Origin of the sequence: Myxococcus sp. AB056, from assembly GCF_006547365.1 — a bacterium.
Lineage (GTDB): Bacteria > Myxococcota > Myxococcia > Myxococcales > Myxococcaceae > Myxococcus > Myxococcus virescens.
On sequence record NZ_VHLB01000039.1, the window covers coordinates 37329 to 61114 of the forward strand.

At 70.6% G+C, this 23786-nt stretch carries 22 protein-coding genes; 11 read left to right on the forward strand and 11 right to left on the reverse strand.

Going from position 1 to position 23786, the window contains the following annotated elements:
- The first annotated feature begins 17 nt into the window (after positions 1-17).
- Together FMP39_RS18505 and rsmB are read left to right on the forward strand one after the other, a co-directional pair.
- Entirely contained in the window at positions 18-941 is a 924-nt protein-coding gene (locus tag FMP39_RS18505; RefSeq protein ID WP_141591675.1) for a type II 3-dehydroquinate dehydratase, read from the forward strand.
- Positions 938-2254 (forward strand): 16S rRNA (cytosine(967)-C(5))-methyltransferase RsmB, encoded by a 1317-nt coding sequence (rsmB, locus tag FMP39_RS18510; RefSeq protein ID WP_090484547.1) that lies wholly within the window; start codon positions 938-940, stop codon positions 2252-2254. Before FMP39_RS18505 ends, rsmB begins: the two co-directional genes overlap by 4 nt.
- Here rsmB and FMP39_RS18515 read toward each other — a convergent pair.
- On the reverse strand, positions 2248-3162 hold the full coding sequence (locus FMP39_RS18515; protein ID WP_090484544.1) for a LysR family transcriptional regulator: 915 nt from the start codon (positions 3160-3162) through the stop codon (positions 2248-2250). The two genes, rsmB and FMP39_RS18515, sit on opposite strands and share 7 nt — an antisense overlap.
- 136 nt (positions 3163-3298) lie before the next feature.
- Positions 3299-3607 (reverse strand): hypothetical protein, encoded by a 309-nt coding sequence (locus FMP39_RS18520; protein ID WP_141591676.1) that lies wholly within the window; start codon positions 3605-3607, stop codon positions 3299-3301.
- Between the two features lie 69 nt (positions 3608-3676).
- Between FMP39_RS18520 and FMP39_RS18525 the strand changes: the two genes are divergently transcribed.
- Positions 3677-4774: an MJ1255/VC2487 family glycosyltransferase gene (locus FMP39_RS18525; RefSeq protein WP_228558097.1), complete on the forward strand. Its 1098-nt coding sequence runs from the start codon at positions 3677-3679 to the stop codon at positions 4772-4774.
- A 25-nt stretch (positions 4775-4799) separates the two neighbouring features.
- On the opposite strand, the gene FMP39_RS18530 is transcribed toward FMP39_RS18525, so the two are convergent.
- A complete protein-coding gene (locus tag FMP39_RS18530) occupies positions 4800-5846 on the reverse strand; it encodes an SDR family oxidoreductase (RefSeq protein WP_141591678.1) in 1047 nt (348 codons plus the stop codon).
- A 15-nt stretch (positions 5847-5861) separates the two neighbouring features.
- Positions 5862-6335: a peroxiredoxin gene (locus FMP39_RS18535; protein ID WP_141591679.1), complete on the reverse strand. Its 474-nt coding sequence runs from the start codon at positions 6333-6335 to the stop codon at positions 5862-5864.
- A gap of 112 nt (positions 6336-6447) precedes the next feature.
- On the opposite strand from FMP39_RS18535, the gene FMP39_RS18540 reads away from it, so the two are divergent.
- The 3 genes from FMP39_RS18540 to FMP39_RS18550 all read left to right on the forward strand — a co-directional run bounded on the left by FMP39_RS18540 (position 6448) and on the right by FMP39_RS18550 (position 9957).
- Positions 6448-7569: an aminotransferase class I/II-fold pyridoxal phosphate-dependent enzyme gene (locus FMP39_RS18540; protein WP_141591680.1), complete on the forward strand. Its 1122-nt coding sequence runs from the start codon at positions 6448-6450 to the stop codon at positions 7567-7569.
- Between the two features lie 183 nt (positions 7570-7752).
- The gene (locus tag FMP39_RS18545; RefSeq protein WP_194858453.1) at positions 7753-8640 is read left to right on the forward strand and encodes a hypothetical protein; all 888 of its coding nucleotides are present in this window, start codon (positions 7753-7755) and stop codon (positions 8638-8640) included.
- 24 nt (positions 8641-8664) lie between these two features.
- Entirely contained in the window at positions 8665-9957 is a 1293-nt protein-coding gene (locus FMP39_RS18550; RefSeq protein WP_141591682.1) for a choice-of-anchor X domain-containing protein, read from the forward strand.
- Between the two features lie 5 nt (positions 9958-9962).
- On the opposite strand, the gene FMP39_RS18555 is transcribed toward FMP39_RS18550, so the two are convergent.
- The gene (locus FMP39_RS18555) at positions 9963-11108 is read right to left on the reverse strand and encodes a hypothetical protein (protein ID WP_141591683.1); all 1146 of its coding nucleotides are present in this window, start codon (positions 11106-11108) and stop codon (positions 9963-9965) included.
- Positions 11109-11507: 399 nt separating this feature from the next.
- Here FMP39_RS18555 and FMP39_RS18560 point away from each other — a divergent pair, with 399 nt between their 5' ends.
- Positions 11508-12251: a PP2C family serine/threonine-protein phosphatase gene (locus FMP39_RS18560; protein ID WP_141591684.1), complete on the forward strand. Its 744-nt coding sequence runs from the start codon at positions 11508-11510 to the stop codon at positions 12249-12251.
- 6 nt (positions 12252-12257) lie between these two features.
- Here FMP39_RS18560 and FMP39_RS18565 read toward each other — a convergent pair whose 3' ends face one another.
- Entirely contained in the window at positions 12258-12857 is a 600-nt protein-coding gene (locus tag FMP39_RS18565; RefSeq protein ID WP_228558098.1) for a hypothetical protein, read from the reverse strand.
- A 252-nt stretch (positions 12858-13109) separates the two neighbouring features.
- On the opposite strand from FMP39_RS18565, the gene FMP39_RS18570 reads away from it, so the two are divergent.
- Positions 13110-14939, forward strand: a complete 1830-nt coding sequence (locus tag FMP39_RS18570) for a methyl-accepting chemotaxis protein (protein WP_141591686.1) — start codon at positions 13110-13112, stop codon at positions 14937-14939.
- Between the two features lie 5 nt (positions 14940-14944).
- Here the strand turns inward: FMP39_RS18570 and FMP39_RS18575 are convergent, their stop codons facing one another.
- From FMP39_RS18575 to FMP39_RS18585, 3 genes are all read right to left on the reverse strand, one after another.
- Positions 14945-16504 (reverse strand): PQQ-binding-like beta-propeller repeat protein, encoded by a 1560-nt coding sequence (locus FMP39_RS18575; RefSeq protein ID WP_228558099.1) that lies wholly within the window; start codon positions 16502-16504, stop codon positions 14945-14947.
- A gap of 139 nt (positions 16505-16643) precedes the next feature.
- On the reverse strand, positions 16644-17405 hold the full coding sequence (locus tag FMP39_RS18580) for an SDR family NAD(P)-dependent oxidoreductase (protein ID WP_141591688.1): 762 nt from the start codon (positions 17403-17405) through the stop codon (positions 16644-16646).
- Positions 17406-17542: 137 nt separating this feature from the next.
- Entirely contained in the window at positions 17543-18400 is an 858-nt protein-coding gene (locus FMP39_RS18585) for a DUF2058 family protein (protein ID WP_141591689.1), read from the reverse strand.
- Positions 18401-18505: 105 nt separating this feature from the next.
- Between FMP39_RS18585 and FMP39_RS18590 the strand changes: the two genes are divergently transcribed.
- Both FMP39_RS18590 and FMP39_RS18595 read left to right on the forward strand, forming a co-directional pair.
- Complete coding sequence (locus FMP39_RS18590) at positions 18506-19540, forward strand: hypothetical protein (protein ID WP_194858454.1); 1035 nt, start codon at positions 18506-18508, stop codon at positions 19538-19540.
- Positions 19541-19767: 227 nt separating this feature from the next.
- A complete protein-coding gene (locus tag FMP39_RS18595) occupies positions 19768-20115 on the forward strand; it encodes a hypothetical protein (protein WP_020477748.1) in 348 nt (115 codons plus the stop codon).
- Positions 20116-20133: 18 nt separating this feature from the next.
- On the opposite strand, the gene FMP39_RS18600 is transcribed toward FMP39_RS18595, so the two are convergent.
- Complete coding sequence (locus FMP39_RS18600; RefSeq protein WP_194858455.1) at positions 20134-21654, reverse strand: peptidase M3; 1521 nt, start codon at positions 21652-21654, stop codon at positions 20134-20136.
- Positions 21655-21827: 173 nt separating this feature from the next.
- Between FMP39_RS18600 and FMP39_RS18605 the strand changes: the two genes are divergently transcribed.
- Positions 21828-22760, forward strand: a complete 933-nt coding sequence (locus tag FMP39_RS18605) for an RluA family pseudouridine synthase (RefSeq protein ID WP_090484511.1) — start codon at positions 21828-21830, stop codon at positions 22758-22760.
- A gap of 4 nt (positions 22761-22764) precedes the next feature.
- Here FMP39_RS18605 and FMP39_RS18610 read toward each other — a convergent pair whose 3' ends face one another.
- Complete coding sequence (locus tag FMP39_RS18610) at positions 22765-23784, reverse strand: glycosyltransferase (RefSeq protein WP_141591692.1); 1020 nt, start codon at positions 23782-23784, stop codon at positions 22765-22767.
- Between the last annotated feature and the right edge of the window lie 2 nt (positions 23785-23786).

The window sequence follows — 23786 nt, forward strand, 5'->3', positions numbered from 1 at the left end:
GAACGGGTGATGGCCATATGAGACTGCTGGTACTGCACGGACCCAACCTGAACCTGCTGGGCGTGCGGGATGGCTCGTCCGGCGGGAGGCTGGAGGACCTGGACGCGGCGCTGCACGCGCGGGCAGAGGAGCTGGGGCAGGCGCTGACGGTGGTGCAGTCCAACCACGAAGGCGACCTGCTGGACACGCTCGGCGCGGAGCTGGAGGAGCTGGACGGCATCATCATCAACCCGGCCGGGCTGTTCGGCTCCTATTGCCTCAAGGAGGGGCTGGAGGCCGCCGGGCTGCCCGCCATCGAGGTGCTGCTCAAGCCCCCGGCCCGCGAGTCCGTGGTGGGTGAGGCCTGCGTGCTCCAGATTCACGGCGGGCCCGGCTTCGAGCCCTACCTCCAGGCCCTGGAGACCTTCGGCAGCGGCGTCTTCACCACGGAGAAGCCGGAGTCGAAGAAGCCCCTCGGGAAGAAGAAGGGGAGCGCCTCCAAGGGCGCGAAGGTGACGCCCATCACCGTGCTCAAGCGCGCCGCGCGCAAGGACGGCTCGTCGGAGACGGCGAAGTCCCTGGCCCGCGCGGTGAAGACGGCGGGGCCCACGAAGACGCTGGGCCGCAAGCTGGCGCCCGTGGAGGACCTGCGCGCGGCCCGTCAGGCGAAGACGCTGGGGCGCGGCGGCGGCAAGGGGCTCACCCCCGCGGCGGACCTGCTCACGCGCGCGCTGGTGCGCCAGAAGATTTCAGACCGGCTTTCGGGACGGCTCTCCTCCGCCGAGCTGGCCGCCTGGGCGCGTTCCCAGTATCAGGCGGTACAGCGTGGCGCTCCGGCGGAGAATGGCCACCGTGAGCTGCTGGAGGAGAGCCTCCAGAGCCTCACCCTCTCCAACCTGCCCGCGACGCGGCTCTCGGATGAGCAGCTCGTGGACCTCTTGACCCGGCTCGACGAAGGATGAACGCCCGCGCACTCGCCATCCAGGTCCTCGCGCGTGTCCGCGCGACGGATGCCTACCTCAACGTCGTATTGGACACGCAGTTGTCCGAGTCGCCGCCGAAGGACCCGCGCGACGCGGCGCTCGTCACCGAGCTGACCTACGGCGCCACCCGGCGGCAGCTCGCGCTGGACTACGCGATTACCCGCTTCGCCGACCGCAAGCTGGACGCGCTGGAGGACAAGGTGCTGGCGGCCCTCCGCATCGGCGCCTACCAGATATTCCACACCCGCGTGCCGGCCCGCGCCGCGGTGGCGGAGACGGTGCAGGCCCTGAAGGAAGTGGGGCTGACGCGCGCGGCGGGCTTCACCAACGCCATCCTCCGTAAGCTGGCGGCCCTGCCCGCGCCGCCGCTGCCGCCCGCGTCGGACGTGGCGCTGCACCTGTCGGTGCGGGAGAGCCATCCCCAGTGGCTGGTGGAGCGTTGGCTGCGCCAGTTCGGCCGCGAGCGCGCCGAAGCCATGCTGGTGGCCGACAACCAGGCGCCCGCGGTGGTGGTGCGCGCCAACACCGCGAAGGTGACGCGCGACGCGCTGCTCGCCCAACTCCAGGAGATGGGCGTGGACGCGAAGGCGACCACCGTGTCGCCGGTGGGCATCACGCTGCCGTCCGTGGGCCGCGTGGAGGACGTGTACGGCTACGCGGAGGGCCTGTGGCAGGTGCAGGACGAGGCCGCGCAGCTCGTGGGCGTCTACGGGGCGATTCCGGAGACGGCGCGCGTGCTGGACGCGTGCGCCGCGCCGGGCGGCAAGTCCTGCCACCAGGCGCAGTCCCATGACGTGGTGGCGGTGGACCTCCACGCGCACAAGCTGCGGAAGATTGAAGCGGAGGCCCGGCGCCTGGGCCTGCAGCCGCGCCTGAAGGCCTACGCGCACGACGCCGCGGAGCCCTTCCCGGAGGAGTGGGGAGAGTTCCACGCGTTCCTGGTGGATGCGCCGTGTTCGGGGCTGGGCACGCTGCGCCGCCACCCGGAGCTGCGCTACCGCCGCAAGGAGGAGGACATCGCCCGGCTGGCCACGCTCCAGCGGCGCATCCTGGAGAACTGCCAGGATGCGGTGCCGCCCGGGGGGCTGCTCGTGTACGCGGTGTGCACCATGGAGCCGCAGGAGGGGCAGGACCAGGTGGAGATGTTCCTGCGCAGCCACCCGGAGTGGACGGCCGAGCCACCCGTGCTGCCCGGCCTCAAGCTGCCGTTGTCCCAGGCGTACCTGCGCACGCTGCCGGGACCGGAGGGCTTCGACGGGTTCTTCGCCGCGCGCCTCCGGAAGCTTTACTGACGCTCGGCTTCGTCGGCGGGCGGCAGGTTGGAGGCGGCCTTGAACGCCTCCAACACCGCGGCGGACGCGCGGTCCAGGTACTTGCCCTTGCGGATGAGCAGGCCAATGGGGCGTGACACCGGCCCCTCCGCGAAGGGCTTGGCCACCAGGGTGCCGCCCTTCACCTCGCCCTGTGCCGTGGACATGGGGAGGATGGCCACGCCCAGGCCCATCTCCACCGCCCGCTTGATGGTCTCCACGTTGTCCATCTCCATCACCGGGTTGATGTCGATGCTCTTCTCACGGAAGAGCCGGTCCAGCGCCTTGCGCGTGGGCGCCTCGCGGTCGAACGCGATGAAGGGCACGCCCGACAGCGCGGTGAGGCTCACCTTCTGCTTCGTGGCGAAGGGGTGGCCGGGGGCGCAGACGACCGACAGCTTGTCGTCGCGGAAGGGGAGGATGTCCACGCCCGCGCGGGGCTGCGGATAGGCGACGATGCCAATCTCCGCCGCGCCCAGAATCACGTCGTCGTACACCTGGTCGTTGCGCCGGTAGTTCAGGCGCATGTTCACCTTGGGGTGCGACTTGAGCAGCTGCTTCTGCACCGAGTTCAGCTCGTGCAGCCCCACCGAGTAGATGGTGGAGACCGTGGTGGTGCCCGCCACCTCGGCGGCCTGCTCACGAATCTCCTGCTCCACTTCGGCGAAGCGGGCGAGGATTTCCTTGCACCCGCGGAACAGCCGCTCCCCGGCCGGCGTCGGCGTCACCTGGCGCGCGCTGCGCGACAGCAGCTTCTGCTCGTACCGGTTCTCCAGCGCGCGAATCTGCTGGCTCACCGCGGATTGCGTGACGTGGTTGAGCTGCGCGGCGCGGGAGAATGAGCCTGTCTCGACCACGTCGCAGAACATCTTCAAGGATTCGAGCTGCATAAGGCCATCTCCTAACCTCAAATCCAATGATTAGGCCAGAGATAATTAGAATGCCTTTACTTGGCCGCCAAACTACCTAACCCGCCAGGGCGGCCTGCGGCCACTCATCGGACGACAGGAGGATTGCGGATGGGGCTCAGGATTGCTCGGGCCCCTCGGGTGGGGCCGGAGGGCGCGGGCGGAACAGGACGAAGAGGGAGGCGGCGAGCGCGGTGAGGGCGCCCCCGGCGAGCAACTGGGTGCGACCGACCTCCCGAGTGGCGTCTGTCAACAGCTGGCATTCGGGGCCGGTGAGGCCATCGCAGCTCGGCGCGGCGAAGCTGTTGCTCAGGCCCACGGCGAGCAGGCCCAGGCCGCCCAGGAGGAGGCCGCCCAGCAGGCCCGTCGCCGCGGAGCGGCCCAGGGACGGCCGCTGGGGGGAGGAGGGCTCCGGAGAGGAGGGCATGCGGGCAGCTATAGCCGCGAGGGCGTGGCGGGCTCAACGGGGGCGTGGCGGGCGCGTATGCTGCCGGGCATGCGAATCCTCTACGGTGTCGTCGGCGAAGGCATGGGCCATGCGACGCGCTCCCGCGTCCTCCTCGAGGAGCTGACGAAGGAGCACGAGGTCCACATCGTCGTCTCCGGCCGGGCCCAGGACTACCTGGCCAAGCGCTTCCAGAACGTGCACGGCATCTGGGGGCTGACGCTCGCGTACGAGGGCAACTCGGTGAAGAAGTGGCAGACGGTGCTGCAGAACCTCACGGGCGCCGTGAAGGGCTGGCCGCAGAACATCCGCCAGTATTTCGAACTGGTGGATGGCTTTCGCCCGGACGTGGTGGTGAGCGACTTCGAGTCGTTCAGCTACATGTTCGCCCGGAATCACCGGCTGCCCGTCATCAGCGTGGACAACATGCAGGTCATCAACCGGTGCAAGCACGAGCCGGCGCTGCTGGCGGGCCACGAGGACAGCTTCGAGACGTCGCGCGCCATCGTGAAGGCGAAGCTGCCGGGGGCCTTCCACTACCTCGTCACCACGTTCTTCTACCCGGAGCTCCGCAAGCGGCGCACCACGTTGGCCCCGTCGATTCTGCGCCCCGAAATCCTGGAGGCGAAGTCCGAGCCCGGTGAGCACCTGCTCGTGTACCAGACGTCGACGACGAACACGGCGCTGCCGGACATCCTCAAGGCCGCGGGCATCCCCTGCCGCGTGTACGGGCTGCGCCGCGACATCTCCGAGGACCTGGTGGACGGCAACCTCACGTACCGGCCCTTCAGTGAAAAGGGCTTCATCGATGACCTGCGCACCGCGCGGGGCGTGGTGGCCAGCGGCGGCTTCACGCTGATGAGCGAGGCGGTGTACCTGCGCAAGCCGGTGCTGAGCGTGCCGCTGGAGGGACAGTTCGAGCAGGTCATCAACGCGCTGTACCTGGAGCAGCTGGGGTACGGCATGTACGTGAAGGCGCTGACGGTGGACGCGGTGAAGGAGTTCCTCACGCGCGTGCCCCGCTGCCAGCAGGCGCTCCAGGGCTACGAGCAGGACGGCAACACGCGGATGCTGGCCGCCCTGCGCGAACAGCTGGCCCTGGCCTACGAGCACCGTGGCCACTGGGCCATGGAGAGGGCGCAGGACTAGCGCCCCCGTTCGCCGCCGGGGGCCGTCAGTGCAGCGGCACCTCGGTCTCGTTGTTGCGCTCGGCCGCGCGCCGCGTCAGCTCGGTGAGCCAGGACTGGGTCAGCGGCGTCTCGCTCTGGCTGCCGCTGTAGCGATCCGGGCTGCTGTCCTGGGGCATGAAGCGGTTGGCCCAGGCGGTGAGGGTGGCCGTCAGGTTGGGGGCCAGCGCGCGGCCCACGGCGGCCAGCTTCGCCGGTGTGCCCAGCAGCGCCTCGGCGTCGCCCCGCCGGCACGCGTCCAGAATCTTGCGCGCGGACTGTTCGGCGCTCAGTGAGGTGAGGGGCAGGGAGTCCCCGGTGGCGAACCACGCGTACTCCGCCTCGTGGTTGCCCTTGAAGTACGCGTTGCGTGGGCTGCCCGTGCGCATCAGCCCCGGGCACACCGTGGTGACGATGATGCCGTCCTGCCGCAGCTCCGCGCGAAGGCCATCCGACAGGCCCACCAGCGCGAACTTGCTGGCCGAATACGGCACCAGGTGGGGGATGCTCACCTTTCCGCCCACGGAGGCGATGTTGACGATGCGCCCCTTTCCGCGCCGCTTCATCTCCGGCAGCACGGCCAGCGTGGTGTACAGCGGCGCCCACAGGTGCGTGTCGATGGCCTCCTGGAAGTCCTCCAGTGTCATGGACTCCAGCGGCCCCACCTGGATGACGCCGGCGTTGTTGATGAGCACGTCCACCGCGCCCCAGCGCTCGTGGATGGCGGAGACCATGGCCTCCACCTGCACCGGATTTCGCACGTCGCAGGGGATGGCGTAGACCTCGCCGCCGGTGCGTTCCAACTCCTCGCGGGCCCGCTCCAGCGTCTGCTCGTCCCGGCCGCAGATGGCCACGCGGGCCTCTTCCTTCAGGAGCTGTCGCGCCAGCACCAGCCCCAGGCCGCGAGAGCCGCCAGTGATGAGGACGGTGCTGTCCTTGAATTGGAATCGGGAGCGGAGGATGCGGCGCAGTCCCAGCGCCGCGCCGATGCCGGCCGCGGCCACGGTGCCGAGCGAGATGTGGGACGAGTCAGAATCCTTGCGGTGAGCTGGCATGGTGAACTCCTGGAGTCAGGGGGCGGGAGAGGGGGCCGCGGCGCTGGCCTGGATGAAGCGCTCCAGCACCTGCCGCACGTGGGGGGACGCGTTCTTTCCGGAGAAGTGGTGGCGCAGCCGGCCGGAGTCCGCGTCGAACACGAGCCACGCGGGCGTGTCCGCCACGTCGTAGGCCCGCGCCATGGAGCCGTCGTCCACGGCGATGGGGTGGTAGAGCCCGTGCTTTCGCGCGAAGGCCTCCACCGCGTTGGTGTCCCGCAGCTCCTTGTCGGAGTGGGTGACATCCACGCTGATGACCTTCAGCCCCCGCGCACCGTACTCCGCGATGATGCGCTTCACCGCGTCGATGTCCTCGTCTCCGCCCCGTTGCCTGACGGAGAAGAAGTGGAGGAGGACGGGGAGCTCATCCAGCTCCGAGACATGGACGGGCGTGTTGATCCACCCACCGTCCGGGTCCAGCAGGGTGATGGGAATGTCGAGCGTGGGCATAGGGGCTCCAACAAGGCCTGGGTTCGGAAAGGACGCGACTCAAGCTAGGCACGCGTGGCCGCTTCCGGGCGTCGCTGGACGGCAGGCCGCGAAGCAGGCAGACACTCAGGGCATGCGCATCCCCGACTTCAAGCTGGAGCGGTACTTCGCGCGCTGGGAGTTCGCGGCGCCGTACCTGCTGTGTTCCTCGGACATCGAGGGCTGGCGGATGGCGGACTTGCTGGCGCTCGCCGGCCCGGACGAGCGGGCCCGCTGGGAGGGGCTGACGCTGGGCTACACCGAATCCACCGGCCTGCCCGCGCTGCGCGAGGAGATTGCCGCCCTGTACCCCGGCCTCTCTCCGGAGCAGGTGCTCACCTTCGCCGGCGCGGAGGAGGCGCTCTTCGTCCTGCTCAACGTGCTGCTGGGCCCCGGGGACCACGCCGTCGTCACCTGGCCGGGTTACCAGTCCCTGCACGAGGTGGCGCGCGCTACGGGCGCGGACGTGACGCTGCTGCGCCTGCGCGAGGAGGACGGATGGGCATTGGATTTGGATGCGCTGCGCCGCGCGCTGACGCCCCAGACGCGGCTGCTGGTGGTGAACTTTCCCCACAACCCCACGGGCGCGTTGTTGGACCGGGCCACCTTCGATGCGCTGTGCGAGCTGTCGCGCGAGCGTGGCATCCACCTGCTGTCCGATGAGGTGTACCGGCTGCTGGAGTACGACACGCGCGACACGTTGCCGCCCGCGGCCAGCCACACGCCGCACGGCATCAGCCTGGGGGTGATGTCCAAGGCCTTCGGACTGGCGGGGCTGCGCGTGGGGTGGCTGGCCTGCCGTGACGTGGAGCTCTTGCGGCGCTGCGCGGCCTACAAGGACTACACGACCATCTGCAACAGCGCGCCCAGCGAGGTGCTGTCACTCATCGCGCTGCGCGCGAAGGCGCGGGTGCTGGCGCGCAGCCGGGAGTTGCTCGCGGCGAACCTCTCCCTGTTGGATGGCTTCTTCGCGCGGCACCCGGACACCTTCCAGTGGGTGCGCCCGCGCGCGGGCAGCGTGGCCTTTCCCAGGTTGCTGCGTGAGACGCCCGTGGCCCGCTTCACCGAGGAATTGCGCGAGCGCGAAGGCGTGCTGCTGCTGCCCGGAGACGTCTACGACTTCCCCGGCAACCACTTCCGCCTGGGGCTGGGCCGCACGAATCTGCCCGACGCGCTGGAACGACTGGAGCGCTACGTGGTCGACACATCGCGTTGACGCGGCCGTCTCGAATGTCATCTCCCTCGCGGGAATCCACGGGTGATGCGTTGCGTCAGTCCTCGCGCGCACTTCAAGGTTTCCGTGACCTCGACCTTTTACACACCGCGCCTCTACAGTACGCCCCGCCGCCTGGTCCCCCGCCGGGCAGGTACCCCCTATGCAGCGCTGGAGGCGCTCAACATGAAGAAGTTCTTCGGTACGGTCATTGTCGCCGCAACGATGCTGGCGGGCACGGAAGCTGCCGCAGCCAACTACACGCTGTGGATTCATGGCCGCAACGGCGGCACGACACAGCCCGGCAACTACAATGACTTCAGTTACTGGGGCTCGGCGAGCGTCGAGGCGGGCGTGAACAAGAAGGCCGTCAACTGGGACGGCCGTCAGCGCATTGGCTCGCAGAACTACCGCATCCGCGACGCGCTGGACTGCTTCTGCACGGGGGACAACTGGTGCTACGTCGCCGCGCACAGCGCGGGGAACCTCCAGATTGGCTACGCGCTGTCGATGTATGGCGGCTCGCAGCGCGAGGTGAAGAACGCGTCCCCCAACACCAGCGGCGTGTGTGGCAACGTGAGCAGCGGCGCGAAGCAGACGGGCTGGAACATCCGCTGGGTGAACGTGGCGTCGGGCGCGGGCGGCGGCAGCGAGCTGGCCGACATTGGCGAGTGGGCGGTGAGTGAGCCGCTGGTGAGCGACCTGGTCACCACCACCGCGCGCGCCATGTACAACCACAACACCACGCGCAACGTGTGGTTCTACATGTTCGCGGGTGCCAAGGGCACGCTGTACTCCGGCGTGCTCCCCGGCCAGGACGATGAGGCGGTGTCGTACCACTCGACGGGGGGCGTGTCGGGCAGCGCGGGCAGCTCGCAGTGCAACCCCGGTGACTGGTTCTGTGGCGGCACCCTGAACCTGGGCACGGCCGCGACCAGCGACGGGCGCGCGAAGTGGAGCTACCACACGGTGGAGCTGCGCGACGACCGGGAGGCGTACAACCACTACGCCGGAGGCAACTGGGGTGGCATCATCGCGCCGGTTCGCCAGGACGTGGTCACCTACGCGTACTGAGCCCCCTCCACCGCAAGAAGCGACATGACTCCGACTGGCACCGTTTCCGCCCCCGCGTCCTGGATGCGCCGCGCCCTGTGGGCCATTCCCCTCATCCCGCTGGTGCTGGGGGGCGTGGGGTGGTGGTGGATGGAAGCAGGTGCCGGCCCGGAGTCCTCCGGCGAGGACGGTGCATGGGAAGCGTCCTCGCCGTCTGGAGTGCCGAACCCCGCGCCGCGGAAGTCGGGAGGCGGCATGGGCGGGCCGACGGGGAGCGTGCCAGGAGTGGCCGTGAAGGCCCCGGCCCGCAGCCCGGAGGAAGCGGAGCGGGACGCGCGGCGCCAGTTGTGGGAGCAGCGACTGGCCCGCGCGAAGCAGGCGCTGGAGTCGTACATGAAGGCGACGCGCTATCCGCCGGAGTCGCGTCCCGCCAGTGAGCACCCGGACCAGATGGAGATGGCGGAGCCGGAGCGCACGCGCCCGCTGAACAAGGACGGCTCCGACATCCAGCTCCGGCTGAAGCAGGACCGCGTCTTCGTCGTCGGCGACGAGGTGGTGCACTTCTTCGTCGGCTGCGAGGACGCGCGCCGCATGCCCAGGCCCTGCCAGGTGGTGTCCGCCTCCGCGCACGAGGCCGAGCACATGCCCGGCGCGGGTGCCATGCCGGCGGTCCCCCTCCATTTCTCCGACGACGGCGCCGCGGGCGACGCGCTCTCCGGAGACGGCACCTTCACCGGGCGCTTCCAGCCGTCGAAGCAGGGGTTCCCCCTCTATTCAGGCACGCTGCGCGTGGACGTGCAGGTGCGCTCGGGGAGCGCGGAGGGCACCGCGTTCTTCGACATCATGTACACGCCGTCGCCTCCGGCAGTCTTCACGGGCCGGGTGCGGGAGGTGCTGGAGCAAGACTCGCTTCAGCTCTACCTCGGGATTCAGGTCCAGAAGGCCGGACGGTACGTGGTGGCGGGCCGCGTGGATGACGAGAGCGGCATGCCCTTCGCGCACGTGTCCTTCAACGAGGAGCTTAAGCGCGGCGAGCAGGAGGTGAAGCTCACCATCGCCGGCAACCTGGTGCTGGACGAAGTGCCCACCTTCCCCCTGAAGCTGCGCGACGTGGAGGGCTTCCTCCTCAAGGAGCGGGGCGACCCGGATCGCGAGCTGATGACGAGCTTGCGCGGGTACGTGCACACCACGAATGACTATCCCTTCACGTCCTTCTCCGCCGCGGAGTGGCAGAGTCCGGAGCGGCAGCGCTATCTGGACGAGCTGAACCGGGAGGTCATCGAGGCGCAGACGTACCTCGACGCCATCGACGAGGAAGAAGCGCCGCGCAGGCCGTGAGGGGCTCAGGCCCGCGGATTCTCGGGCGCAGGTGCCTCGGTGGTGCTGGGGTTCGCCTCGGGCCGCAGCTCCGGCTCCAACGCCTCCGCGACCACTTCCACGCCCTGTGAGGCGAAGGTAGCGGCCACCGGCGCGCTGGCCGCCGCGGGGTTGGCGGAGATGGAGCCCAGGACGCCTGCCACGGCGGCATCGTCCAGGGACGGCTCCTCCGGCAGCAGCATGTTCAAGTCATTCGGGTCCGCGAGGAACTCGTCCGGCCCCGCGGGGCTGACCGCCGGGTCCAGCGCCTGCCTCACGGCGAACTGCTGCCCGTAGGTGGCCGCGTAGGCACTGCCCAGCGCGTAGCCCGCGGGCGCATCATCCACGCGCGCGTCACCGGCCGCGGCCGTCACCAGGTCGGCGGGAACGGCATCGATGCCCGCGGCCTCGGTCGCGAAGTTCACCGGCGCGCCAGAGCGTGCGGCGGCGAGGCTCGGCTGCTGGGTCTCCGCGGCGTCGGAGATGGCCGCTGAGGCCTCATCGGCTCCCGCGATGAAGAGCGCGTCTTCCGCGGCGTGCAGTCGCGGGGCTTCCTCGAAGATGTCCTCGAGTCCCAGCTCCAGCGGCGGCTCCAGGTCGGCCGCGGCGCCGGGGCCATTCAGCATGAACAGCACGTCCTCCGCTTCCATGGGCGTGGGCGCGGTGGAGGTGTCCCGGTTCTGCAGCTCCCACGCGGCGGCCTCCGGCGAGAGCAGGTCGCTGCCCATGTCCTGGGCGCTGGCCCCTCGGAAGGCGGGCCGGTGCGCCGCGCCACTCACCGGCTCCCGGGGCGCGCCGAGCGCGGCGGGAAGCTGCGAGCCCAGCAGCTGCGAATACCGCGGCGGGGCCGCTTCGAAGGAGCTCTCGCCGGCGAACACGCGCAGGTGTTCGGGCGCATCCGCATTCGCGGCGTCCACGCCCGCCAGCATCGGCGCATGCGCGGCGAGCGACGTGTCCAGGTCATCCACCTCCGGCTGGAACTCGCTCTCGTCGGCATAGCCACGCCGCACCGCGGGGATCGGCTGCAGCGGCTCGCGGGGCGCGAGCGGTGACACCGACTCCAGGCTCGTGTCGAGCCGGGCGCGGGAGATGGCGCTGGAGATGCTCGCGGTGATGCGGCGGATGGACGACATCAAGGGCTCCCTGCGGCGCACACTCCGGGCCGCATCGGAATTGTCGCCTCGTCACCGGAGAAGTTGCCAGGGAACAGGCCCGGGCAGGCTGGGTTCCTCATTTCGTTGTCATGGCATTCGCGCACCCTGACGGGAGCGTCCTGGCGGACAAGCGCCCCCTCGGGGAACGGGGCCCAGGTGCCAGGCGGAGGTGTGGGGTCGTGACCCCACGCTGTGGGGGCTCTTGACGGGTGGAGGGCACTTGCAGCGTCTGCCAGTGGACGGGGGAGGGGTGGTTGTCACGGCGCCGTGGCGGTCCCTTCCCAGGAATCCCCAGAACCGGAGTATCCGTTCCTTGCGTCCGTCGGGGGGAAGGACGCTGGCCTCTCGCTTGCTGGTGGGAGGCCCGAGGAGGCAGTCATGAGAATGGACAGCGCGGGACAGACCCACATCGGTCGGCGTACGCACAATGAGGATGCGTTCTGCGTCGCACCGGAGCTGGGGCTGTTCGTCGTGGCGGATGGGCTGGGCGGACAAGAGGGGGGAGAAGTCGCCAGCCGGTGTGTCGTGGACACCTTCGTGGGCTTTGGCCTGCGCCTGGGACAGGACCGGGATTCGACGTGGCCCACGGTGCCGGACCCTCGCCGCAGCCGTGAAGAGAACCTGTTGGCGGCGTGCTCGGCGCTGGCGCAGCGCAACCTCCAGGCGCAGCGCGTGGGCCGGTTGCGGGAGATGGCGTCCACCGTGGTGGCGTTGGCGGTGAGCGAGCACGGCGCGGCGGTGGCGCACGTGGGCGACAGCCGCCTGTACCGGCTGCGTGGCGGAAAGCTGGAGTCGCTCACGCGCGACCACTCGCTCATCGAGGAGCTGCGGGACGCGGGCATGGAGCCGCCGGGAGGCTCGGGCAACTTGCGCCACCTCATCACCCGCGCGCTGGGCACGGAGAACGCGGAGCCCACCGTGCAGCGGCTTCAGACGGAGCCGGGTGATGTGTTCCTGCTGTGCTCGGACGGGCTCTATGAGCCGCTGGGCGTGGAGGGCCTGATGAAGCGACTGACGATGTCCACCGCGCGCGAGGTCTGTGACGCGCTGGTCGCGGACGCCTACGAGGCGGGCGGCAAGGACAACATCACCGCGGTGGTGCTGCGCGTCGCGGAGGCGTGAGGCGCGTCAGAAGCCCACGCCGAAGGAGAGGCTTGCGGACGGCAGCCACGTGTTCCCGGGCTGGATGAGCTCGGGAGCGTGGGGCATCCACGCCAGGCTGAAGTTGAAGTCGCCCACCAGCTCGAAGCCCGCGGCCAGCGGGCGGAGGAAGCGCAGCCCGAGGCCCCCCTCGGGCCCTGCCGTGGCCACGCGGCGTCGGTCGGTCCCCTTGAACTGGAACCCTGGGTCGTCGCTGCCCACCTGGGCCTCCGCGAAGCCACCGGCGAGGAAGGGCTGGAAGGTGCCCCAGCGCTCCACGTCGAAGCTGGCCAGCCGCAGCTTGGCGCGGAAGTGCGCCACCTCCGGCTCGGGGTCGCCGTGCAGGAACCCGCTCCCCGTGCCACAGCTCTCCACGGACAGGAACGCCACGGGGGACAACTCCAGACACAGGTCGGGCCGGCCATTGCCGTTCGCCGTGGAGCCACCCACGCGCAGGTTGCCGAAGTTGCGCGTCGTGTGAGGTGGTTCGGCCTTCGCGCGCGCCTCTCCGGCGGCCTCCTCCGCGCGAAGTCCGCTGGGCGCGAGGGTAAGCAGGGCCAGTGCCGCTGGAATGGAGGTCGAGCGCATGACACGCACGCAATCGCGCCGCTTCCACACCGGTCAATGCAACGCCAGGGTGAGTGTTCATGGCCCCGCGCGCGTCGACGCCGAGGACGTAGGTGCATGGCATCGGTGTAGGTCTCGATTTGTGTCATGCGAGACAGGCTGCCGGGTCATTCCTGCCACCTGTTGTTCCTCGCTCAACAGCAGGGCGCTGTCGCGGTAGGCTCGCCATCCCCCACTGGGCGCCCCCCGCCCATCCCCCTGGCCTTGTCGCGAATGACGCACAGCCTTGCCGCGCGCCTGACCGCAGCGCTCTCCCTTGTCATCCTCTGTCTCTCCACGCTGAGCGTCGCGCTCACGGGCGTGTCGCTTCGGACGTGGTCGCACGAAGCCGTTACCTCCCGTCTGGCGCAAGACGAAGCCGCGTGGAGCCGCGTCCTGTCCCAGGAGGTGCGTTCGCTGACGGCCCTGGCCCGCGTCGCCGCGGCCAGCACGCCCTTGCAGACCGTGCTGTCGAGCGGCTCCGAGGGAGGAGCGCATCTCGAGCCCTCGCTGCGTGCGCAGCAGTCGCTCCTGGGCGTGGACCTGCTGCTCGCGGTGGACACCGCGGCGGGTGTGCGCGTGGGCACGCCATCCGGGGCAGTGTCGGGGATGGAGGCCCTGGTGAAGGAGGGCGGCGCGCGCATCATCCTGGTGGATGCGGTGCCGCATCAGGCCGTGGCGCAGCCCGTGATGACGGCCGAGGGCCGCACCGTGGGGTACGTGGTGCTGGGGCGGGTCCTGGGCGAGGTGGAGCTCCAGGCGCTGCGTGACGAGCGCGGTGTGGAGGGCGTGTTGAACGTGGGCGGGAAGTCGGTGGCGCACGCGCTGAGCGCGGTGCCTGATGATGCGTTGCTCGCGGCACTGGAGGGGAAGGGCCGGCCGGACGAGGTGTCGGTGAATGGCGTGTCGTTGCGGCTGCGCCGGGTGGAGATGGGGTCGGGCGTGGAGCTGCTGCTCACGCGTGATGGTGGGAAGGAAGCGGAGCAGTTCCGTGCGTCGATGCTGCTCGTGGTGCTGCTGGGCCTCATTGTCACGGCGGCGGCGGGCACGGCCATCTTCCTGCTGGTGCGGCGGATGATGGAGCCTCTGCGCGAGCTGACCGTGGCCACCACGCGGATGGTGTCGGAGGGGGATTTCCGAGGGGCGCTGGCGGTGCGCTCGAAGGATGAGATTGGTCAGCTCGCCAGTTCATTCTCGGAGTTGATGTCGCAGCTGCGCGAGCTGTTGATGGCGCTGCGCCATTCGGCCGAGCAGCTCGAAACGGCGTCCACGCACCTTACCGAGTCCGCGTCCGTCCAGAACGAGGCGGTGTCGCAGCAGGCGGTGGCGCTGCATGAGACGCAGATTGCGGCGCAGCAGCTCCAGGAAGCCTCGCGCGCGGCGGCGCGGCGCGTGGAGGTCATCCTGCGGGAGGCGGACAAGGCCAGTGGCTTTGGCGAGGCGGGCGAGGCCGCGGTGTCCGGCAGCGTGGGTGGGCTCACGCACATCCGGTCGCATGTGGAGCAGATTGGCCGCACCGTCGCGGAGCTGCACCAGCGCACGCGGCAGGTGGGTGACATCACCCGCACGGTGAAGGACCTGGCGGACCAGTCGAACGTGCTGGCGCTCAATGCTTCCATCGAGGCGGCGCGCAGTGGTGATTCGGGCCGGTCCTTCGCGGTGGTGGCACGGCAGATGCGGTCGCTGGCGGACCAGTCCGCGGGGGCGACCACGCGCGTGCAGTCCATCCTGAGCGACATCGGCCGGGCCATCTCGCAGACGGTGAGCACCAGTGAGGGCGGGGCGCGCGAGGTGGAAGGTGGCCTGGAGCAGGTGCGCGCGGCGGGTGAGAGCCTCCGCTCGCTGGCGGGCATCATCCAGAGCAACGGCAAGACGGTGCGCAGCATCGCAGAGGCCGTGAGTCAGCAGGACGCGGGCATCGCGGAGCTGTTCGCCGCGCTCAGCTCGATGGCCGACCTGGCGGACCAGATTGTCGACCGGATGGCCGCGAGCGAGCAGTCCGCCATCCAGCTCTCCGCGGCGTCCGCCGAGCTGAGCGCTATCGTCGGCCGGTACCAGCTCTAGCGCGCTTATCGGCCTGGGGCTCGCGCCTGAGCCGCCGCGCCCGTGGGCTTCGTCTGGCCCGAGCGGGCATTGCCGCCGCCCGCGCTCACCCAGCCGCTGGAGGCAGGCTCATCGGGCGCCGTCATGTCGAAGGCGCGGATGCTCAGCCGCTGCGTCCAGTCATTGCTGGCATTCCAGTTCGTCCACGCCCCCAGCACCACGCGTCCCCGGTGTAGCGCGGGCGGGGTGATGTACGGCGCCTTTCCCAGTAGCGCGCAGGCGGACAGCTCGTTCCCGTCCTGGTCCAGCTCCCGCAGGAACGAACCGAGCGCGGCATCCTCACCGGTGCAGGCGTGCTCGCCGCACGTCTCGGCCACGGGCCGGTCGACCAGCAGCAGCGAGCCACGCTGGGTGAGGAGCGGTGACATCGGCCAGGTGCCCACGGCCCGGTGCCAGCGCACTGCGCCGCTCGATGGGTCCAGCCCATAGAGGAACGTGCCACCCGGATGCGTGGTGGTGGGGCAGCCCTCGGTGGTGCACCGCATGTCGGGCAGGACCAGGAGCCGGTCCGCCTGCATCGCCGTGCGGCCGAAGGTCGAGCTGGAGCGGCCCAGCGAGTAATAGAAGGACTCAGCGGAAGCAGTCGCCAGCGTGGCAGTTGGCGCTCCCGTGGCCGCGTCCACCAGCTCCGCGCGGCCCAGCATCAACGTCCCTCCGTCCACGGCCGTGGGCTCGAGCACGCCCGTGCGCTGCGTCCGCCAGCGGAGCTGCCCATCCGCCGCGTACGAGAAGAGCTCCGTCCGCTGCTCCAGGACATCGGAGGCGCCGCCATAGACGTTGCCCTCCGTATCCACCACCAGCGGCGCATGGACGGGCGGCACGGGCTCCTTCCACGCCACCGCGCCGGTCTCCGCGTGCACCGCGACGAGCAGGTCCTCGGCGTCCGCGTCTCCAAACGTGTCGTGTACCAGCGCAATCAGATAGGGCGGGCTGAGCACGAGCGATTCGATGCGAAGCCCATGGTGCGCCTGCGGGTCTTCGTCCTTCACGGCCCCCAGCGACACGCTCCAGCGCTCCTGTCCGGTGGCGCTGTCCCGAGCGGAGAGCAGGGCCAGCCGGCCCGTGACGAAGAGCTGTCCCCCCGCCACCGTGTGAACGCCCCAGGCTCCCGGGGGCGGAAGGTCACGCCGGTAGCGCTCGGTCCCTTCAGGCGTGACGGAGACGAGCTGACACGCCAACTGGCTCGGGTCCTTGTCCACCCAATAGCTGCTCTCGCACTCCGTCCAGTAGGTGTGCCCATCCCCGTCCATGGTCCCCCGGAAGTCCACTGTGCGGTTCCACGCCGCGTCGTAGCTCCACGCGAGTCGCGCCGTGCCATCCGGTCCGGAGCACGCCGCCGATGTCGCCGGGGGCGGCACCTGCGGCTCCGGTGTGGGCTCCTGCGGAGCGGGCGTCTCGGCTCCGGGGGTGGGCGTTCGCGTCACATCCGCGGGGGTCTCGAGAGTGGGCGCCGCTCCGTCCTCCACGGACGACGAACAGCCCACCCACAGACACGCGCCCAGCACCATGCTTCGCAGTCCACTCACGCCCACCTCCCGATTGCTGGCCACCGCGCGGCTTGTCGCCGGGGTGGTCGCGCACAGTGGGGATGGGATTCCCGCTGCGCAACGCACCCGGCCACGGGTGGCGGCCGGGCAGGCAGTCAGGCGGAATGGGAGTGAAGTCTCAGCCCAGCTCGCCGCCGTCGATGGCGTACGCCGTGCCGGTGATGCCGCCCGCCGCGTCCGACGCGAGGAACAGGCACAGCGCGGCGACCTCCTCCGGCGTGATGATGCGGCCCATGGCGTTCATGGACGCCAGGGCCTCGCGCGCCTGCTCCTCGCTGCGGCCCGTGGAGGCGCTGATGGCCGAGGTCGCACCGGCGAACATGTCCGTCTCCACCCAGCCCGGATTCACGATGTTCACCGTGACCTGCTTCTTCGCGTACTCCACCGCGAGCGCGCGCGTCAGGCCCAGCAGCGCATGCTTCGACGCGCAATACGCGGACGTGTACTTCACGCCCCGCACCGCGGCCATGGAGCCGATGTTGATGACGCGTCCGCCGCCAGCCTGGGCCATGGCCGGCATCAGCTCGCGGCAGAGGAGGAAAGGCGCCGTCACGTTGACGGCCATGACGCGGGCCAGGTCCTCGGTGCGCGTCTTCGTCAGGGGCGCGGAGACGGTGATGCCCGCGTTGTTCACGAGCACACGCGGAGGACCCTCGGCGAGGATTCGTTGGCTCGCGGCAACCAGCGCCGCTTCGTCGGACACGTCCACCGCGAGCGGCCGGATGCGCTCGCCGCCTTCCTGCCGGAGCGACTCCAGCGCTTCCGTCGAACGCGCCAGGGCCCACACGTCATGGCCCGCCTTCGCGAAAGCCAGCGCCACCGCGCGGCCAATGCCTCGGCTCGCGCCCGTTACCACCACCGTCTTGGAGGTCGTCGTCATGAGACCAGCCTAGCGCCGGGCCCTCATGCTGGCAGCAGGACGTGCCGAGGCCGCGTGGCGCTGCCGTCACGGGCGGCAGCGCCACCCTCCCCACATCCACGAGGGGCGGGGAGGGTGGGAAGACGCCGGTGTCCAGCTCAGCCGTTCTGGGCTTCTTCGCTGCTGGCCTTCGGCTCGGTCGGGGCCGCCTCGCCCTCGGACGCAGTCTCAGCCGAAGCCTCGGCCGCGGCCTCAGCCTCGGACCCGCCTTCGGGCTCGTCGGGCAGCTCGGGCGCGGTGCCCGCCGCCTCGGCGGCCTGCTGGGCCTTGAGCTCCTCGTCGTTCATGAAGCCGACGGGGTTCTCCTTGCGGTTGAGGAAGCGCACCGACTTCTTCGACAGCGCGAACATCTGCTCCGCCGCCGACGAAGGCACCAGCGAGTGCTCGATCTGCGCGGGCTCGGGACGCTCCACCACGCCCAGCTCGCCCTCCTCGAGCTGCTTGGCCTGAGCGGGGCTCAGCTCCAGCCGGCGCAGCTTGCCCTTGCGGGTCATGAAGTAGAACGCCGTCTCCCCCGCCTCGACGGGGACCTGGGAGCCCAGCACCAGCTCGCGCAGGGCGCGGTCCAGCTCCACCTGCCGCTTGGACTCGGCGCGCTGGTAGGCCTTGGAGCCCGGCATGGGGGGAAGCTTGGGGATGGCCCGCTCCGCCGCCGCCGCGGCCGGCCGCCCGTGCTGGGGACCTCCGCCGTGCCGGGGGGCACCCCCGAAGCCGCCGCCAGGGCGTCCGCCGCCAGGACGTCCGCCACTCGGACGGCCTCCACCCTCGGCTCGGGGCGGGCCGCCGGGTGTCCGGTTGTCATCACGGCGGGGGGGAGGACGGTTGCCGCCTGAACGGCCGCCCTCCTGGGGTCCGGGCCGCCGGGCTTCCGCCTGGCTGGGCTTCGTCTCCACCTTCTTGGCCTGGTCCTCGGTGACGAGGCCCGCCTTCAATAGCTTGTCGCGCAGGTTCTGCATGAGTTGGGCGTTCTATCCCTTGCACGGCCGCACGCAAGCCACTGCTTGCTGCTCGTGTATGCCCCACGTAACTTGCCGGCCTTGTCGTACCCTCCCGGAGGAGTCGTGAGCCGTCTGAAAAAGTCCGCCTTCACCCTTGCCGTGGCGCTGGCCGCCGCCGGCTGCTCGGACCCGGTCGACAAGGCGGCCAAGGCACGCATCTTCTCGCCGGAGGACCCGCCCAAGGTGGTGGCGTCCGCGAAGGAAAAGCTGCCCCCCGAGGACGTCGCGGACAACCCCCAGGTGGCGCGCCGCATCCTGGGCATGGACGCCGCCGAGGTGACCGAGCGTCTGGGCCCCCACCGCTACCAGGCGACGCTGGGGTACGAGTGGACCTCCGAGGCCTCCATCCCCGTGAAGCTCACCGAGACGCGCACCTTCCGCGCCGGCCCGGGCGGGGTCAGCGGGGATTTCCACGGCGTGCTGGAGAACTCCCGGGACCAGGGCCTGGAGGTGATGCGGGTGGGTGGGCAGGTGTTCGCCCGCAACCGGTACGGCCCCTTCCGCCAGCGCCTGCGCGACCGAGGCATGGCCGAGCGCACCCGCGCGGAGCTGACTGGCGCCATTCGCGACTTCGACAGCCTCTTCCAGGGGCGCATCAAGCTGACGCCCGAGGGCACCGTCACCCATGAGGGCCGCACGGCCTGGCGCTACGTGGTGACGCTGGCCCCCGCCGCCCAGGCGGACGCGTCCCGGCCCCTGCCGCCCATGCCCCAGGCCAAGAAGGGGGGCGCGGACGAGACGACGGTCCGCCGGGCCAACTTCTTCGCCCACCGTCTGCCGCGCTCGCTGGACGGCGAGGTGCTGGTGGATTCCGCCACCTCCGTGGTCCTCAAGGCCCGGCTGGACGGGCGCATGGGCGTGCCCGGGGACAAGACGCCCGAGGCGGCCGAACTGCGCCTGACGCTGGAGGCCTCCCTTAGCGAGGTAGGCAAGGACCCACGGCTCCAGCCGCCCGAGGATTTCCTCCCGGACGCGGACAAGCCCCAGGGCATCGCCGACGCGCTCGACGCCTTCGGTATCCAGCGCAAGAAGCCCTCGGACTCGGATTCGGCCAGCCCGGAGGCGGCCCCGGAGCCCGAGGACGAAGAGGGCACCTGACACGTGGTTCCGGCGCCCTTTCCGGGCGCCGTTGCCTGGTGAACGGCTGGCCGGGACTCCGGGGTATCCCGGACGGGGGTGGTGGGAGCGGCGCTACATCTCGGCAGCGAGATGTTGGAAGAAAATTTGCGCTGACTCTTGCGTCCTCTAGAATCCTCGACGGTTGCGGCCCGGACGCGTCCGACATGCTCGGATGTTCAGCGGGGCTTCACAGCAAGGGAGCGGCGATGGAGCGCAAGGTCGGAAGTAGCACGGTGACGGCCAAGGAGGTCAAAGCGGCGCTGGAGAAGGCGCGCACGCTTTCGGCCGAAGAGGAGAAGGTTCTGCGCATGCGCCACGGTGCTGGCGCTTCCAGCACCCGTGCACCGCTGCCCCGTGCCGCTGGTGACAACCAGGAGCTGGGCGACGAGCTGCTCCTCATCGAGATGCAGCTGATGAAGGCGATGCGCGCTCGCGCGGGTGGCAAGCCCGCGGCCACCGCCAGCAGCAAGCCCGTCGCCGCCACGCGCGCGCGGGATGCCGCCGCCAATCCCACCAAGGACAAGATTGTCCGGGCGCTCCGCAAGAAGAAGTAGTCGTCTCGCGGGTGTCCCCTACCGGTTGAGGATGGCCACGAGGCGCTCCCCGGCCTCGGGCAACGCCAATGGCGTGCCTGACGTCTCCGTGGCCAGTCCTTCCGCATCGTCAGTGCCCCCACGCGCGTACAGCCCCTTCAACCAGGCGGCGGCCGCGGGGTTCCTCCAATAGTCCTCGTTGAACTGCTCCGTGATGCGCGCGGTGAGCTGGGTCTCCAGGGCCCAGGACCGCAGGTAGTGCGCCACGTATAGCTGCGGGTCCACGTCGTGGAGGAAGAAGCCAGGGTGTGGCTCGACGAAGAGCGCACGGCGTTGCCCGTCCGCGTATTCGTCCGCGCGTTCCGTGGAGGCGCCCCGCTGCGTCAGGGACAGCTCGTAGGTCAGCTTGGCCGCGTGACGCCGCAGCAGCGTGAGGGCCTGGAAGGCGGCCAGTCGCACCGTGTCCCGTGCGGCCACGGTGGGCAGTCCCAGGTAGCGCTTGAGCCAATCGGGGGACAGGAGCAGCCGTTCGAAGACGGCGGCGTGGGCCTCCGTCACGGATGCGTCGCCCAGCCGGCGCAGCTCCATGGGCAGCGTGTCGGAGACGTGGGCGCGGTGCTGCGCGTGGCCCATCTCATGGAGCAGGCTGGCCAGCCCGTCGATGCCGCCGCGAGGCTGGATCACCAGGCGGATGTCGTCCGGCACGCGCACCACGGCGACGAAGGGGCGCGGTGACTTGCCGGGCCGGGCCTCGTCGTCGATGCGGATGCGGCCTCCGGCGTTGGGCGTCAGGCCCCACTCGCCCAGCCAGCGCACCACGGCGGGGAAGGCGTCCTCGCGCCGGAAGAAGCCGTCCATCCACGGGGCCTGGAGCGCGGCCTGCAGGTCATGCCTGCGCGCTTCTCCGCCGGGCAGTGGACGCAGCAGCGGGTCCACCTTTTTGAGGACATAGGCGAGCACGTCGCGGTAGGCGTCCTCCGTGCGCGCGAGCAACGTCGCGGCGGACTCGGCCAGCCTGGCGAAGTCGATGCCGGTGACGTCCTGGCGCAGGGCGGGGTAGTTCTTCGCGCCCAACTGCTCCGCGGTGTGCAGGGCCGCATCGCGCCGGTCCCCGTAACGGGTGCGGTTCTGCCAGAGGAACTCGCCGGTGGCGCGCTCCAGCAGGGCGCGGCGGCCCCGGGCGGACTCGTGGGGAATGCGGCCCAGCGCCTCGCCGAAGGAGTAGGTCTGGTCGTCCACCATCAGCCGGGCCTCGGCTTCCAGCGAGGCAATGGCCTCCACGTGACGGGCGGCGAGCGCGTCCTCGACGTGCGAGGCCACCAGCTCACGCACCAGTCGGATGCGGCGGACGGTGAGGGGCTCGTTCTTCGACTGGGCCTTGGCGAGCGCCTCGTTGGCGGCGGCGAAGGTGTCCGGAGACGACAGCTCGGGGAAGGCGGCGTGGAGCTGGCTGGGGGAAACATCCAGCGCGAGCCCGGCGCCTTGCCGGTAGTTCAGCGTGGCGAGCTCGGCGAGGAAGTCGTCCAGCCGCGTACGGACGGAGTGCAGGGGACGGTCCATGGGGGCGCGGAAGGTAACAGGAAGCGGGCGGCGCGAAAGGGCCATGCGCGCGTAGAGTGCCGCCGCATGACATCTGCGGTGGACACAGGGATGGGGGGCGGCGTGCCGGAGCACGTGGCGCATGGCGCGGGCTCGTACGCTGAGGCTGTCCGCCCGGTGGGCAAGGTGGCGGCATGAAGCGCCGGACGTTCCGGGTGGAAGGGGCGTTGGTGGGGAAGGCCGTGGCCCGCGCGGTCGCGGATGAATTGGGACTGCCCGAGCCGGGGGCACGGGGGCTGGTGGAGGTGGGCGCTGTCTACGTGGCGGGCAAGCGGAGCCGGGATGCGAATGCGCGGCTGACGGCTGGGCAGGTGGTGACGGTGGTGCTGGAGGAGGGCGGGCAGAGCCCCCTGTCCGAGGCGCCCCCCGCCCCCGAGCTGCGTGTGCTGTACGAGGACGCGGACGTCATCGCGGTAGACAAGCCGGCCGGCGTGTCCGCGCAGCCCACCGAGGGGCGCGTGGGGGACAGCCTGGTGGACCTGGTGGGGGCGAAGCTGGGACGCCCCGCGGGGTTGGTGCACCGCCTGGACCGGGAGACGTCCGGCGTGACGGTGTTCGGGAAGACGGCGGAGGCCACGTCGGCGCTGGCGGCCGAGTTCCGGGAGGGACGGGCGCGAAAGCGCTACGTCGCGGCCACCGGGCCGGGTTTGCCCCCGTCGGGCACGGTGGACCTGCCGCTGTCCAAGGACCCGTCGCGCCCTGGCCGCTGGCGGGCGACCCGGGCGGCCAATGGTGTACCCGCGTTGACTGACTTCCACACGCTGTCATCGGGGCCGGCGTTCTGCGTCGTCGAGCTGCTGCCGCACACGGGCCGCACGCATCAGCTCCGCGCGCACCTGACGGCGCTGGGCGCTCCGATTCTGGGGGACGCGCGCTACGGCGGCGCGGCCCGGGCAGAAGGCGTGGAGGCAGCGCGGTGCTTGCTGCATGCCCAGGCGCTGGAGCTGGGACATCCGCGCACGGGCAAGCTGCTGCGCATCGAGGCGCCGGTGCCGGAGGACCTGATGCGGTTCTTCCTGGCCGCTGGCGTGCCGGCGCCCTCGGGCGCCATTCGTGGCGCCGAGTGAGTCCTCACGCCGCGCAGGTGAAGTCGCGGCCCTCCACCCAGCCCCGTCCGATGAGGTCCTCGCGAATCTCCGCGCGGGCCCAGCGGACGCCCACGCACACCAGCAGGTGTCCATCCCCGGGGGCGCCGAGCTCCTGGGGGGAGATGACCGGGATGCCATGGATGCGCGTGCCCACCTTGCGAGGGTGGACCTCCACGTAGCGCCGCACGCGGACGCCTTCCTGGTGGAGGAAGTGCGTCAGCGTCTTGCCGCTCGGGCCCGCGCCCCACACCGTGCAGGGGCGCCCGTCCGCCAGGGGGCCACGGCCTCGCGTCAGGTAGCGCGCCTTCGTCCACAAGAAGCGCTTGACGGCATAGCGCGGGTCCGTGCGCGTCATCCGCCCGTCGCTGTCGCGCCAGCGAAGCAATACCTCGGGCAGGTTGCGCAGCCCGAAGCCCCGGTCCAGCAGCTCCAGCCACAGCGCGTAGTCCTCCGGGAAGTCGCCGTCCTGCCAGCCTCCCGCGGCCACCAGGGTGTCCCGGCGCAGGCAGACGGAAGGGTGGCACAGGGGGCTTTCGATGAAGCGCTCCCGGTCGAGTCGCTCTGCGGTGGTCAGCTCGCTGAGCCACGTGGCATAGGCCTGGAGCGAGGGGCTCACGGGTTTGTCATCCCGGAACAGCTCCACGGCCGTGCCCACGCCGGCCAACCCGGGTTCCGCCTCCAGGGCGGTGAGGCTCGCCTCCAGGCGTTTGGGAAGGGCTTCGTCATCCGCGTCCATCCGGGCGACGTAGGGGGAGGTGGCTTCACGCAGCGCCAGGTTCAGCGCCGCCACCAGGCCGCGGCCCCGGCCGTCAAGGACTTCCACGCGGGAGTCGCTCGCCGCCAGGTCGGTCAGCACTTCACGCGTACCGTCCGTGGAGCCGTCGTCCACCGCGACCACACGGAGGTCGCGGAGGGTGCCCGTCAAGAGGCTGCGGACGGCGCGGGCCACGGTGGCTTCGGCGTTTCGCGCGGGGAGGAGGACAGTAACAGCCGGAACGGGCATCG